Origin of the sequence: Streptomyces roseoverticillatus, from assembly GCF_000719265.1 — a bacterium.
Classification (GTDB): domain Bacteria; phylum Actinomycetota; class Actinomycetes; order Streptomycetales; family Streptomycetaceae; genus Streptomyces; species Streptomyces roseoverticillatus.
Genome location: NZ_JOFL01000016.1, coordinates 163,731 through 177,611 on the forward strand (window position 1 = coordinate 163,731; position 13,881 = coordinate 177,611).

Below are 13,881 nucleotides of genomic sequence, written 5' to 3' on the forward strand. Positions count from 1 at the left end.
CACCACCGCCCCGGGCGCTGCCCTGCAGCGCCCGGGGCGGAACCGGGGAAAGAACGGGCGCGGACCGCCGTCCCGGAGCGCCGCCTCCTTGAGAGCGCGGGACGGCGCCCCGGTCCGGCCCGCTACGAAGTCGGCCGCATCCTGAAGTCGTACTGCCGGGGCAGCCGCTCGGCCCGCGCCCGCGCGCGGATCTCCGCCGTGACCGGGCCCTCACCCGCCAGCAGCCGCTCCTCGGTCGCGTACCAGGTCTCGCCGAGGGACTCGTCGCCCTCGCGCAGGTCCTCCACCTCGAAGCCGCGGTCGAAGACCTCCCGCGCGGCCGCGGCGTCACCGAGAGCGAGCAGTACCCGGGCCCGGAGCAGCCGGAAGCGGCCGCGCTCGCGGATGCCGGGGCGCAAGTCCTCCAGCACGGCCGCGGCGTCGTCGGCGCGGCCGGCGGCGAGCAGGGCCTCCACCGCCTCCTCGCCGAGCGCGGCCATGGCGGCGGTCCACGAGGCGCCCTCGCGCCGATCGTCGCGGGCGTCCCCGAAGGCCTCCAGATAGCGGTCGGCGGCGCGCTCGGCGTGGCCGTCCTCGGCGTCGGCGAAGGCGAGGCAGCGCTTGACGAACCACAAGTCGTCCGCGCCCTCCCAGGCGCGGACCGCCTGCGAGCGGTCGCCCGCGTGCCAGCGGGCGACCCCGAGGTGGTAGGCGCCGTAGAGGTCGTTCCCGCCGGTCGTCTCCAGCAGCTCGCGCCACTGCGGCGACACGAGCGAGGGCGGGGGCGGCAGCACCCGGACCGGCCACGGGTGGGAGCCCGTCCGCAGGAACGCGAGCCAGGGCTCCTGCTCCTCCCCCAGCGTCTGTGGGGCGAAGGGCGTGCCCGGCAGGTCGTAGTGCCCGCGCTCGGCTTCGAGGGCGCCCCAGCCGGAGCCCGTGTGCAGGCTCTCCGCCGGCTCGGCGTCGGCGTACGGGCGCCACGCCGCGTACGCCGCGTCCACCTCGGCGCGGGGCAGGACCTCTTCGAGCCGGGCCGCCGCCTCGCCCCGGGCGGCCGCCCAGTCGGCGCCGTGCACGGCGGCGGGGTCCGCGGCCAGCGGGCCGTACGCCTCCAGCCAGGCGAACTCGCCGCCGGGCTCCAGCGGCACGTGCTCCAGCTGGGTGCGGGCGAGCCCGGCCTGGATCTCGGCGTAGCCGCCGGTGCCGGGCTCCGTGAGCCACTCCTGCCAGCGGCGGCCGCCGCGGCCCGAGCCCCAGACGAAGAGCTTGCGGCCGCGCAGCGCGTCGGTCGAGGTCTGCACGAGGCCGCGGCCGTCCGCGCCGAGCGAGGCGATCCAGCGGCGCTCTCCGCCGGGCACGTCGTAGAAGAAGTCGGCGGCGTGCGTGCTGTTCAGCGGGTACGTGCGGTCCGCGCCCTCCCACTCGGGCACCGGGACCCGGCGCAGGCTGCGCTCGTAGCCGAACCGCCAGGCCGACTCGGCGGGAGCGAGGACGCGCGAGCCCTCCTCCTCGGGGACGGCGATGTTCGACCACCAGTAGACGGGAGCGGACCGGTGGTGGGGGTTGCGGATGCGCACGCCCACGTAGAGGAAGTCCGAGCCGTCGGGCAGCCACAGGTCGACCTGGAACGGCAGGTCGCGCAGCCGCTCCCACTCCCACAGGCGCAGCATCTCCCCGCCGCCGGGCGCGGGCACGCGGGCGGCGTGCAGCGGGGCCACGGACAGCGGGGTGTGGCCGGTGGCGCCGATGTTCCACTCGATGCCGCCGGAGAACCAGGCGCCGTTGAGCGCGAAGTGGGCGGGCTGCAGGACGGGGTTGGCGTAGAGCAGCTGCCGGCCCGTCGGCTTGTGTTCGAGGGAGTGGACGCGGCCGCCGAGACCGGGCAGGACCGTGGCGCGCAGCCGGTCGTTCTCGACCACGATCGCGTCGACGTCGGTGAGGACGCGCTTGCGCGTGTAGTGGTCGCGGCGGCGCGTGGGCAGCACGGAGCGCAACGGCTCGTAGCCCGTCTGGCGGGCCATGTCGGCGGGCAGGCCCTTGCGCTGTGCCGCGTCGAGCCGGTGGACGTCGCGGGCCGTGCGGAGGGACGGCAGGGGGTTCTCCGCGCCGAGCGGGGCGGCGGGCAGGGACAGTACGGCTCGTCTGATGGTCGTGGGCACGGCAACCTTTCTCAGCCTGATGGTCGGCCTTGGTCATCGGTCCTGGTCATCGGTCCTGGCGGTCAGTCCTGGCGGCCGGTCCTGCCGGCTGCCGGTCCCGGCCGCCCCTCCTGGCGGTCCGGCGGCATGTCGGCCGTGATCGCCCAGCGCTCGTGGTCGCGCCACGCCCCGTCGATGAAGAGGAACGCCGGGGAGAAGCCCTCCAGCCGGAAGCCGGTGCGCTTGACCAGCGCCAGCGACGCGGCGTTGCCCGGCTGGATGTTCGCCTCCAGCCGGTGCAGACCGAGGGGGCCGAAGGCATGGCGCAGGACGAGCCCGAGGCCCTCGCTCATCAGGCCGCGGCCGGCCGCCGGCACGAAGGCGCCGTAGCCGAGCGCGCCGCACTGGAAGCGGCCGCGCACGATGTTGTTGATGTTGACGAAGCCTGCCGCGCGGCCGGTCTCGCGCACGCACACGAGGAGGCTCACGCGCTGCTCGCCGTCGAGCGTGGCGGCGTACGCGGCGAAGTCCTCCTCGGTGGCGGGCATGGACAGCCACGGGTGGTGCAGATCCGCGCTCGCCCGCACGAGGCGGGTGAACTCCGGCCCGTCCCCGGGCGCTACGGGGCGGATCGCGACGCGCGGCCCCTCGGCCAGCCATTCCGACACGGCTTCATCGTACGGTCCGGCGCCGGTAGCGCCACGGGCCGTCATCGCCACTCCGGCGCGTCGGATCCCCAGCCTGCGGGGGGTCTCGCCCAGTCGCGCGGTGCGCCTTCGACGTGCACCGGCGGCCGTGCGTAGCGGACGCGGCCGAGCGGTCCGTCGGCCTCGGTGAGCCATGCGTCCGGTGCGTACGCGCCGCCGGATCCGCTCTCGTCGCGCGGCAGGTCGTGGGTGAGCCAGTGCGCTGTCCGCGCGAGGGAGAGCCGGGCGAGGCGGGTGCCGCCGGTGGCGTGCTGCTCGGTGACGGCGCGCAGGACGGCGGCCGCGAGGAGGTAGCCGGTGCCGTGGTCCAGCGCCTGCGCGGGCAGGGCGCCCGGGGTGCCGTCGGGGCCGGCTTCGGTCACGGCGATGCCGCAGGCCGCCTGCACGAGGCTGTCGAAGCCGCGCCGCCCGCCCCAGGGCCCGTCCGTGCCCCAGGCGCTCAACTGGCCGACGACCAGCCCCGGTCGCCGCTCGGCCAGTGCCTCGGGAGAGAGGCCGTGGCGGTCGAGCGCGCCGGGGCGGTAGCCCGTCACGACGACGTCGGCGCGGGCGAGCAGGTCCTCGAAGGCCGCCCGGCCGGCGCGGTGCGCGAGGTCGAGCACGGCCGAACGCTTGCCGAACCCGGTGTCGTTGTGCGCGTCCTGGCTCTCCGGGAGGTTGGGCGGGTCGAGCCGGAGCACGTCCGCGCCGAGCAGCCCGAGGGTGCGGGTGGCGACGGGACCGGCGATGACGCGGGTGAGGTCGAGCACGCGCAGGCCCTCGGCGGGCGCCCCGGCGTCCGCCGGCCGGGTGCGCAAGGGGCCGTCGGCGATGCGCTCCAGGGTGAGCAGCGGGCGGCGGGTCACGGCCGCGCCCTGCGGGTGGGCGGCCCACTCCGCGGCGGAGCGCACCGCGACGGCCAGCCCTCCGGCCGCGTTGACGGTCTCCTGGACCTCTTCGGCGTCGCGCAGGGCGAGTTCGGCGGTGACCCGGTCGACGAGGGCCTCCCCGTCGTCCGTACGGGGCAGGCCGAGCGCCTCCGTCAGCCGGGCGCGGTGGTGCGGGTAGTTGGCGTGCGTACGGACCCAGCCGTCGCGGGTGCGCCAGAAACGGGACAGCGGCGCGAACGTGGCGGCGGCGCGGCCGTCGACACGCAGGTGCCGTTCGCTGACGAAGGCGGTGGCGACGGCGCCGTCGTGCACCTGCACGGCCGGGAGCCGCCCGCCGCCGCGCCGGGCGGCGGCGAGCTCGGCCGCGGCGAGCGAGGCCACCGCGACCGTGGCACGGGCCAGTTCACGAACCGGAAGCCGGGAGGGCAGCGTGCCGCCCGGCCCGCCGTAGGTGACGGCGGCCGTGAGCGCCGGGTCGCCGCCAAGGGCGGCCCAGGCGTGACCGGTTGCGCCGGTGGCTCTCTTGATCATCCGAGCAGTCTGACACCGGAGCCTTGCCGGCAGCTAGGGGGAAAGCCGCGGCCGGCACCATGCCACTTGGCAGGCGGACGACGGCGAACGTGCGGATTGCGGTGTCCGCGTATGCCGCCGGTCCCTCGCCGCGGTGGCCCCTCGCCGCTGCGGCGGGCATTCTCCTTCCACCGCGGCGGCGAGCGACCACGGTGCCGGGAACCGGCGGTGCCGAACCGCGCCGCGGCCTCGGCGGAAGTCCGCCGGACAGGACTACGGCGGCTGCTCCGCGTCCCGGCGAGCCGCCTTCCTTCCGCCGCAACGGCGAGAATCCGCAACGTGGTGGACCGGCGGTGCCCGACCGGGCCGCGGCCTCGGCAGACGCGCCCGCCGGACGGGCCGCGGAAACAAGCGCGGCGGCCCCGCCGGGCAGGCTCCACGGCTGAGCCCGGCGCTTCCCGGCCGGGCTCAGCCGTACTCCCCCGGTACCGGCGTCAGCTTGACCGTCTTGTCCTCGCTGCCGCTGGCCAGCCACGTGCCGTCCGGGCCGAAGGCGACACAGAAGACCGTGTCGTGGTGCTGCACGCGCAGCGCGCGGCCGCCGTCCTTTGTGCACCACAGTCCGGCCGTGCGGTCGGCGGAGGCCGTGGCGAACCACCGGCCGTCGGGGCTGAAGGCCACGTCCTTCACGGCGGCGCCGTGCCGGACCAGCAGGCGCTGGTGCCCGCTGCCCGCGTCCCACACCCGGACGCAGCCGTCGTCGCCCGCGGTCGCCAGATGTCCGCCGTCGGGGCTGAAGCCGACGGCCTTGACGGGGTGGTCGTGGCGCAGGCGCAGCAGGGCGTCCCCGCCGAGCGACCACACGTGCACCGACCGGTCGGCGGAGGCCGAGGCGAGCCGGGCGCCCTCCGGGCTGAAGGCGACGTCGGTGACGACCTGATCGTGCGTGATGCGCAGCATGGGGTCACCGCCGGTGGAGTCCCACAGCCTGACGGTGCGGTCGGCGGAGGCCGAGGCCACGCGGAAGCCGTCGGGGCTGAAGGCCACTCCGAAGACCACGTGGTCGTGGCGCAGGCGCAGCAGTTCCTCGCCGTCGGAGGCCGCCCAGATGCGGACGGTGTTGTCGGCGCCTCCGGTGACGAGGCGGCGGCCGCCGGGGCTGAAGGCGGCGGCGAAGACGGACGAGAGCCAGCCGCCCACGGTCTGCTCCCAGATCCGGTTGCCGGTGTGGGCGTCCCAGACCCTGATCCGGTTGCGGGATCCGGTGGCGAGGCGTCTGCCGTCGGGGTGGGCGGCGAGGGCGTGCACCCATTGGCGGGCGTTGAGGACGCGCGAGGTGATGCCGGGGCCGGGCGGACCGGCCGCGCCGGGCACACCAGGCACACCGGGTCTGCCGTACACCCCCGGGCCGCCGGGCGTACCGGGTCCGCCGGGAGCCGGGTCCCAGGACGGCCTCGGCGGAATACCGGACGACGCGGACGGCTCGGGCGGCTCGGGCTGCGGTGAAGGCCGCGGCACCGCCGGGCCCGCCTCCGCCGTCAGCTCCGGCATGTCGAAGAGGCGGGCGTCCCCGCCGCGCAGGTAGAGGACGGGGGTCGCCCACTCCAGGCTGTCGTCCTTGTCGACGACGAGGGCGATCCGCCCGACCCGTACGGCCTCGTCGACGGTGCGGCCCTCGGCCAGCGCCTGGTAGAAGGACGCGGCGAAGCGGGTGGCCGCCTTGTCGGTGACGGCGAACTGCATGGCGACGATCGCCGGCACGGTGCGCACGAGGACGGCCGCGGTGCTGGAGAAGAGGTCCTCGGCGTTGCCCATGCCGCTCTGGCAGCTGTTGAGGATCACCAGCTGCGGCCTGGGCCGGGCCACGCTGAGGAGCGAGGCGAGGGCGGAGGCGTGCAGGTGGTGCTCGCGCCCGTCCGCGTCGGCCAGCGTGATCATGCCCTCGTGGCGCTGGGGGTCGTACGCGCCGTGCCCGATGAAGTGCAGGACGTGGCAACCGCGCAGGAGCCTGCGGGAAAGGTCGTCAGCGGTCTGGCCCTCGACCCAGTCGAGGTCGACGAGCCCGCGCCCGGTCAGCGGCCGCAGCGCGACCGCGAGGGCGGCGCGCTCGCTCTCGGCGCCCAAGGGCGCGCGGGAGCGGGGCAGCGAGGTCATGCCGAGGATCTTGAGGGGCGGTTCGGAGCGCAGCGGCGGGAGGGGCTCGGGCAGGTCGACGTAGCGGACGAGGGGCTGGCGCAGGCACAGGTAGCCGCCGAGGTCCTCGTCGTGGAGCAGCTCCCAGGGCAGGGCGGCGAGTTCGGGGGCGCGGATGCGCAGGACCACGCGGAGCGCCTGGTCGCGTTCGGCGGCGCGCTGGCGGCTGGCGAGGTACAGGCCGCGCAGGCGCCCGTCGAAGACGGTGCGGAAGAGCCGCTCCCCCACATCGCGTACGGGCCGCTCCAGGCCGAGGGCGGCCGCGCGCGGCGTCACCGAGGAGGCGAGGACGGCCCGTTGGAGGTCGGCGAGGCGGGCGCCGATGGCATCGGGTTCCAGGGCGACCGAGGCGGCCCCCTCGCCGGCGGGCGAGGAGACCGTCACCGCGTACTGCCCGCCGGTCCCGCCGCTGATCTCGAGGACGAAGTCGGCGGCGGGCATCACGGCTCCCGGGAGGTCCGGCGGGATGTCACCATTTCCGTTTCCCGCTTCCTCACGTGGCCGTGCCGTGCAGCGGGCCCGCGTTCTTCCACCAGGCGAGCAGTTGCCCGTACGAGGCGAGCGGGGCGTGCGCCTGCGCGATGATCTTCACGTCCTCGCTCGACCACGTGAGATAGGCGTCTCCGTCGTCCGGATCCTGGTGGCAGGCGAGTTCGCCGACCATCTTTCCGCCGTTGTTGTACTTCTGCCGCCCGCTGAGCGGGACGGTCGGGCCGCACGAGCTCTGGGTGAAGGTGACGTCGCTGACGAGCCGCTGGAATCCTCCCTGGGTGCTGATGTCGTCCACGAACTGGGCGTAGATGACGGGGAATCCGCCGGCCGGGGTGCACGCGACCACGGCGGCGACCGACGCCGGGAACTTGGACGCGTCGCCGTCCGAGCAGCTCGGGCGGATGGCGTCCGGCACGTGGGCGAGCAGGGACGCCGTCGCCCCCGAGGACCGGGGCGTCCCCGGCACGGGCGCCGAGGACTGCGGCTGCGGCGGGGCGGCCGGGGACGGCTGCGCGGGCGGCTGCGACGAGGGTGGTGCCGGTAATGACGCCGGTACGGATTTCTGCGGCGCGGTCCCCGGCGGAGGATCGGCCACCGTCTTTCCGGAATCCTTATTCGCCAGCAGGACAATGCTGGTGACCACGAGGCCGGCCCCGAGCAGCGCCGCCGTGGACCGGATCACCGGGCTGATCCGGGGAAAGGAGATTTCCCGGACCGAGAATCCGCTGCCCAGCAGAGAGATGAGGACCATGAGGCCCCCGAAGACGAATAGAATGATCGAAGCAGAGGTCGGCATGATTTCCCCCCGATGCGTCACGACCCTCCGCGGACCAGCCAGGTTATAGGAAATTCAGGGGAATGCCGCCGGGCTGTGCGCCGTATATTCGGTGACTCACCCCCGCGCGCTCCCGGAATGCGCCCCCGCGCCCTTATCGCCCGTACGGCGTGCGCGGCCGGCGCGCGTTCGCGACCGCGACAGCCGCCGCGTAGCCCGGCACGGCCTCGACGTCGCTCAGCGTCCACCCCGCGGGGGAGGCCGGGCCGGGGCCCGTGCCCACGTATGTCACGGAGGGGTTCTCCGACAGGCCCGTGCCCGTGCCCTTGAGGTAGGCCTCCTTACGCGTCCAGCAGCGCGCGAAGGCATCCGGGCGCTGCTCCGCGGGCAGCGCGGCCAGCTCCGCGGTCTCGTCGGGGTGCAGGACGCGCGCCACCTCGTCGACCACCTCGGCGGGCTGGACCTGCTCGACGTCCGCGCCGACCGGGGTGTCCGCGAAGGCGAAGAGCGCGAGGTCGCCCGCGTGCGAGAGGTTGAAGTGCAGGGGCGCGCCGGCGGCGGCCGGACGGCCGTGCGGCCCGCCGCAGCCGGGGCACGGCTCGCGCACGAGCACGACCGCGGCCGGGTCGGTGGCCAAGTACGCGCCGAGGAGGAGCCGCAGCCCGACGTGGGAGGCGATGTAGCGGTCGCGGTGCAGGTCACGCACGAACGCGGCGGCGCGGTCCCGCTCCGCGGGGTCGAGGATGCGCGCGTGGTCCCGCAGCGCGGCGCCGAGCGGGCCGCGGGGCGGCGTGCCGCCGGCCGGAAGGCCGTGGCCCCGCGACGCGCCGCGCGCGAGGCCGCCGCCGGAGAGACCGTCACCCGGGCCCGGCAGACCACGGGCACCGGGCTCCAGGCCACCGCCCGGGGCCTCGTCGCCCGGTGCGGCACCCGGCCGCAGGCCGTCGCCGGAAAGGCCGTCACCCGGTAGCAGGCCGGGCCCCGGGCCGCCGGGCCGCAACCCACCGGCCTCCGGCCCCCCACCCGGCCGGCCACCGGAACCGGACCGCCGACCACCGCCTGGAGCCTCCTCGCCCGGCGCGGCACCCGGCCGCAGACCGCCGCCCGGCAGGTCACCGGTCGCCGGCCGGCCGGGCCCCAGCTCACCGGCCCCCGGGCCCTCGTTCGTGAAGCCGCCCGGTCGCAGGCCGGCGAGGTTCAGCAGCCATACGCGCGGCGGCCCGCCCGGTGTCCACGCCCCCGGCAGCGGGTCCTCGCCGAGGACCCCGGGCCGTATGCCCGGCCCGCCGCTCACGCCCATCCGCTCAGCCCTCTCCCAGGTGGCGGGTCACCGCCTCGGCGACCTCCGCGATCGGTCCCGGCCGCGTCATGTGCGCATGCGCGCAGCCGACATCGTGGTTGATCACCCTACCCGTGACGTACGGCCGCCACGCCTCCCTCGTCACGGAGCGGGCCGGCTCGGTGTCCGTGTCCGCCGCGGTGAAGAAGAGGACGTCGCCGTCGAAGACGCGGTGCGGGTGACGTGCGGCCAGGGCCGTCGTGGAGAGCGCGACGTCGGCCACGGACCGCAGCGTCCGGGCGGTCAGGGCGGCGAAGGGGCCGCCGTCGGCGCGGAGGGCGGCGAGCACCCCGTCCCGGGTGAGGGCTCCGTCACCGTCGCGCGCGCAGCCGGCCATGTCCAGCAGGGCGCCGAGGACGGCCTGTTCCTCGAACGCGGCGCCGGCGGGGTAGGCGTCGAGCAGCGCGAGGAGCTCGACCTTCTCGCCGGCCTCCTGCAGCCGTACGGCGACGGCGTGCGCGAGGACGCCGCCCGCCGACCAGCCGAGCAGCCGGTAGGGGCCGTACGGCTGGACCGAGCGGATGCGGTCCGCATGCTCCCGGGCCATCTCCTCCAGAGTCGCGGGCAGCGCCTCGCCGGGCGCGAACCCGCGCGCCCGGAGCGCGTGGAGGGGCTGGTCGGGGCCGAGGCCGGTGAGCAGCCCGGTGTAACACCAGCCGAGGCCTGCGGCCGGGGGCAGGGCGAACAGGGGCGTGCGGCTGCCGGTCGCGCGCAGCGGCAGAACGAGATCAAGGGCGCCCGGGGCGGTGCCGTCCCCGCATCCGAGCCGGCGGGCGAGGGCGGCCGGGGTGGGTGCGCGGAAGAGGGTGCCCAGGGCGAGGGGCCCGTCGTCACCGGTGATGTCCTCGCCGAGGACGTCGCCGATCCGGGCGACGAGACGCGCCGCGAGCAGGGACGTGCCGCCAAGGGCGAAGAAGCTGTCGTCGACGCCGACGTGCGGCAGCCCGAGGACCTCGGCGAACAGCCGCGTCAGGGTCTCCTCGCGGGGCCCCGCGGGCGCGCGGCCGCCGGTGTCCGCCTCGGGGGCGGGGGCGGGCAGCGCCGCGCGGTCGAGCTTGCCGTTGGGGCCCGTGGGGAAGGCGTCCAGGACCACGACGGCGCCCGGCACGGTGCTCGCGGGCAGCCGCGCGGCCAGCACCTCGCGCAGGGCGTCGGGGCCGGCCTCGGCGGCGGCATCCGCCGAGGCCGGAGTCACGTAGGCGACCAGGCGCCGGTCGCCGGGCCGGTCCTCGCGGACGACGGCGCAGGCGGCCTGCACGCGGGGGTCGGCCAGCAGGACGGCCTCGATGCCGTCGAGCTCGATGCGGCGCCCGTGCAGCTTGACCTGGCGGTCGGTGCGGCCCAGGTACTCGGCCTCGCCGTCGGCCCGCCAGCGGGCGAGGTCGCCCGTGCGGTACATGCGCGCGCCGGGCCCCGCGAAGGGGTCGTCGAGGAACCGTTCGGCCGTGAGGTCCGGCCGGCCCAGGTAGCCGTCGGCGAGCTGGGCGCCGGCGAGGTAGAGCTCGCCGGGGACGCCGGGCGGGCAGGGGTGCAGGGCCTCGTCGAGGATGTAGAGGCGGGTGTTCCAGACGGGCCGTCCGATGGGGACGGGCCCGGTGTCGCCCGGGCGGCAGGTGTGGTGGGTGACGTCGACGGCCGCTTCGGTCGGCCCGTAGAGGTTGTGCAGCGGGGTGCCGGGGAGCAGCCGGTGGAAGGCGTCGGCCGTGGCGCGCGGGAGGACTTCGCCGCTGCTGAAGACGTGCCGCAGCCCGGTGGAGCCGGCCGCGCCGGGTCCGGCGAGGAAGAGCTGCAGCACCGAGGGCACGAAGTGGGCGACAGTGACGTCGTGTTCGCGGATGGTGCGGGCGAGCTCCGCGGGGTCGCGGTGGGCGCCGGGCCCGGCCACGACGAGGGTGGCGCCCTCGCGCAGCGGCCAGAACAGCTCCCACACGGAGACGTCGAAGCCGGCGGGGGTCTTGTGCAGGACGCGGTCGCCGGGGGCGAGCGGGTACTGCGCCTGCATCCAGCGCAGCCGGTTGTCGATCGCCGAGTGCGGCACGACGACACCCTTGGGGGCTCCGGTGGAGCCGGAGGTGTGCAGGACGTACGCGGGGTGCTGGGGCGTCAGGGCCCGGCCGGGATCGGTGGGGAGGTGGGCGGTGAGCACCTCGCCGAGCGCGGGGTCGTCGAGCGCGACGGCGGGCGGCGCGCCCGCGGGCAGGGCGGCGGTGCCGGCGCGGTCGGTCACGACGCACACGGGTGCGGCGGTCTCCAGCACGTCGCGCAGGCGCGCGGCCGGGTCGGCGGTGTCGAGCGGCAGGTACGCGCCGCCCGCCTTGAGGACGGCGAGGAGGGCCACGACGAGCTCGGTGGAGCGCGGCAGGGCTACGGCGGTGACCGTGCCGGGGCGGACGCCGAGGGTGCCGAGGTGGCGGGCGAGCCGGTTGGCGCGGGCGTTGAGCCCGGCGTAGGTGAGGGTCTCGGCGCCGGAGACGAGGGCGGTGGCGTGCGGGGTGCGGGCGGCGCGGGCCTCGACGGGACCGATGAGGGTGGTGGGCGGGACCGCGGTGACGGTGTCGTTGAACTCGGCGAGGACCTGTTCGCGCTCGGCGGCGGTGGCCAGGGCGAGGCCGCCGGTCGGCAGGTGCGGGTCGCGCTCGGCGAGGCGGGCCAGCAGGTCGAGGAAGCGCGCCTGGTGGGCGGCGAGTTCGTCCTGGCCGTAGCGGGCGGGGTTGGCGTCGTAGTCGATGCGCAGGCCGCTGCCGTCGGCGCGGTCGTAGATGCCGATGGTGAGGTCGTCGACGGGCCCGGGGGCGAGGTTGTGCGCGCCCGCGCGGGCGCCGGCGAAGGTGAGCCCGTAGTCGAAGGGCATGACGTTGACGAGCGGGCCGGTGAGCGGCCGGCCCTCGCCGAGGAGGCCGAGGTCGCGGCGGATGTCCTCGTAGCGGTAGCGCTGGTGGCGGCGGGCGGCCCGGATGCCGAGGACGGTCTGGTGGACGAGTTCGGCGAAGGTCGTGCCGGGGGTGACGGTCAGGCGCAGCGGCAGCACGTTCATGACCATGCCGGGGACGCGCAGGGCGACGGAGCCCATGCGGCCCATCATGGGCAGGCCGAGGACGACGTCCTCGCTGCGGGTGGCGCGGGCGACGTAGAGGGCCTGGGCGGCGAAGAGGACGTCGGTCCAGGTGGCCCGGACGGACGCGGCCAGGCGGCGCAGCCGGGCGGTGGCCGCGGGGTCGAGGTGGGCGGTGGCGCGCAGGTGGCCGCGGGAGGGCAGGGCGGGGGCCGCCGAGGAGGCGAGGGCGGGTGCCTCGGGGCGGTCGGCGAAGGCGGTGAGCCAGTGGGCGCGGTCGCGGGTGCGGGTGGCGGAGTCGCGGTAGGCGGCGTCCTCGGCGACGAGGTCGGCGAGCCGGCCGAAGGGGCTGGGGGCCGGGTCCTCGCCGGTGGCCAGGGCGGTGTAGAGCTCGGCGACGCGGCGGGCGACGAGGGAGTAGCCGTAGCCGTCGAGGACGGCGTGGTGGACGCGCTGGTACCACAGCCAGCGGGCGTCGCCGGTGCGCAGGAGGGCGTGGGAGAAGAGCGGGCCGCGGGCGAGGTCGAAGGGTTCGGCGAGGTCGGCGCGCATCCACGCGAGGGCGGCGGCGTCGGGGTCGCGCTCGGCGCGCAGGTCGGCGGTGTGCAGGGGGAAGCCGTGGCCGGGGGCTTCGACGGCGATGGGGAGCTGGCGGGGGCCGTCCGGGGTGTCGGTGATGCGGACGCGCAGGGCGTCGGCCTCGCCGACGGTGCGGTGCAGGGCCTCGGCGAAGCGGGCGGGGTCGATGTCCCCGTGGATCTCCAGGTATTCGGCGGTGCCGAGGGCGGGGCTGCCGGGGTCGAGGGCCTGGGCGAACCACATGCCCGACTGGGCGGCCGTCAGGGGCAGCCCCTCCGGCGCGGGGGACCGTCCCGCGCCGGAGGGGCCGGGCAGGGGACGCGCCCCCGCCCGGTCGAGGGTGCGGGCGTTCACGTTCCCGCCCCCAGCAGCGGTGCCCACTGCTCTATGGCCGGCTGCTCGGCGAGGGCCACGAAGGTGACGTCGGTGCCGTGGTCGCGGCGCCAGCGCTCGACGAGGGTCATGATGCGGACGGAGTCGAGCCCGTAGTCGACGAGGTTCTCGTCGTCGGGGATGTCGGCGGGGTCCTCGCCGAGCACGTCGGCGACGTCGGCCCGGATCTGGTCGAGGGTGAGTGCCATGGGTGTTACGCCCCTTCGAAGAGCCGGTCGGTGGTGGTCACTACGGCGCACTTGGCGGCTGCCCAGCGCAGTGCCGTGGCGTGGTCCTCGGCCGAGAAGTCGGCGACGGCGTCGGCGACGAGGAAGGGCTGGATGTCGCGCATCCAGGCGTCGCAGGCGCTCATCATGACGCCGATGTGCGCGTACACGCCGACGATGACCAGCTGGTCGCGGCCCTGGGCGGCCATCCGCTCGGCGAGGTCGGTCCGCACGAAGGCGCTGTACTTCCACTTGGTCAGGACCGTGTCGGCGGCCGCCGGCGCGACGGCGTCGGCGATGGCCTTTGCGCGCTCGTCGTCCGGCAGGCCCGGGCCCCAGAAGTCCTGCTGGAGGCCGCGCTCGGCGGGGCTCTGGCCGCCGGGCTGGGCGGAGTAGACGACGGGGACGCCGAGCCGCTCGCAGTCCTTCTTCACCGCGGCGACGTTGGCGAGCAGCTCGGTGACGGGCGAGACCCCGGCCTCGAACGCGTCGAGGAAGTAGTTCTGCAGGTCGTGCACGAGCAGCACCGCGCGGCTCGGGTCGACGGTCCAGCCGACCTTGTTCGCGGGGAGGTCGGCCTCCCGCGGCATGGGATACGGGGCGATGGCAGGCAGTGCCATGGTGGTCGGTGAGCCTTTCTCGGTTCTCA

9 protein-coding genes are annotated in these 13,881 nt (G+C 76.1%); all 9 read right to left on the reverse strand.

Going from position 1 to position 13,881, the window contains the following annotated elements; translation table 11 throughout:
- Nucleotides 1-122: 122 nt before the first annotated feature.
- On the reverse strand, nucleotides 123-2,138 hold the full coding sequence (locus IF61_RS0119820; RefSeq protein ID WP_030367792.1) for a DUF5107 domain-containing protein: 2,016 nt from the start codon (nucleotides 2,136-2,138) through the stop codon (nucleotides 123-125).
- Nucleotides 2,139-2,200: 62 nt separating this feature from the next.
- Nucleotides 2,201-2,830, reverse strand: coding sequence for a GNAT family N-acetyltransferase (locus IF61_RS0119825; RefSeq protein ID WP_052392840.1), 630 nt, complete (start codon nucleotides 2,828-2,830; stop codon nucleotides 2,201-2,203).
- Entirely contained in the window at nucleotides 2,827-4,224 is a 1,398-nt protein-coding gene (locus IF61_RS0119830; protein ID WP_030367794.1) for a CoA transferase, read from the reverse strand. Before IF61_RS0119830 ends, IF61_RS0119825 begins: the two co-directional genes overlap by 4 nt.
- 447 nt (nucleotides 4,225-4,671) lie before the next feature.
- Nucleotides 4,672-6,837 (reverse strand): CHAT domain-containing WD40 repeat protein, encoded by a 2,166-nt coding sequence (locus IF61_RS33450; protein ID WP_157848633.1) that lies wholly within the window; start codon nucleotides 6,835-6,837, stop codon nucleotides 4,672-4,674.
- A 52-nt stretch (nucleotides 6,838-6,889) separates the two neighbouring features.
- On the reverse strand, nucleotides 6,890-7,684 hold the full coding sequence (locus tag IF61_RS35925; RefSeq protein ID WP_157848634.1) for a hypothetical protein: 795 nt from the start codon (nucleotides 7,682-7,684) through the stop codon (nucleotides 6,890-6,892).
- Between the two features lie 133 nt (nucleotides 7,685-7,817).
- Complete coding sequence (locus IF61_RS37045; protein ID WP_107043073.1) at nucleotides 7,818-8,963, reverse strand: 4'-phosphopantetheinyl transferase family protein; 1,146 nt, start codon at nucleotides 8,961-8,963, stop codon at nucleotides 7,818-7,820.
- Between the two features lie 4 nt (nucleotides 8,964-8,967).
- Nucleotides 8,968-12,987, reverse strand: coding sequence for a non-ribosomal peptide synthetase (locus tag IF61_RS0119855; RefSeq protein ID WP_030367799.1), 4,020 nt, complete (start codon nucleotides 12,985-12,987; stop codon nucleotides 8,968-8,970).
- The gene (locus IF61_RS0119860) at nucleotides 12,984-13,214 is read right to left on the reverse strand and encodes a phosphopantetheine-binding protein (RefSeq protein ID WP_030367800.1); all 231 of its coding nucleotides are present in this window, start codon (nucleotides 13,212-13,214) and stop codon (nucleotides 12,984-12,986) included. Before IF61_RS0119860 ends, IF61_RS0119855 begins: the two co-directional genes overlap by 4 nt.
- 5 nt (nucleotides 13,215-13,219) lie before the next feature.
- Nucleotides 13,220-13,852 carry an isochorismatase family protein gene (locus IF61_RS0119865; protein WP_030367801.1) on the reverse strand — a complete coding sequence of 211 codons (633 nt, stop codon included), beginning with the start codon at nucleotides 13,850-13,852 and terminating at the stop codon, nucleotides 13,220-13,222.
- Between the last annotated feature and the right edge of the window lie 29 nt (nucleotides 13,853-13,881).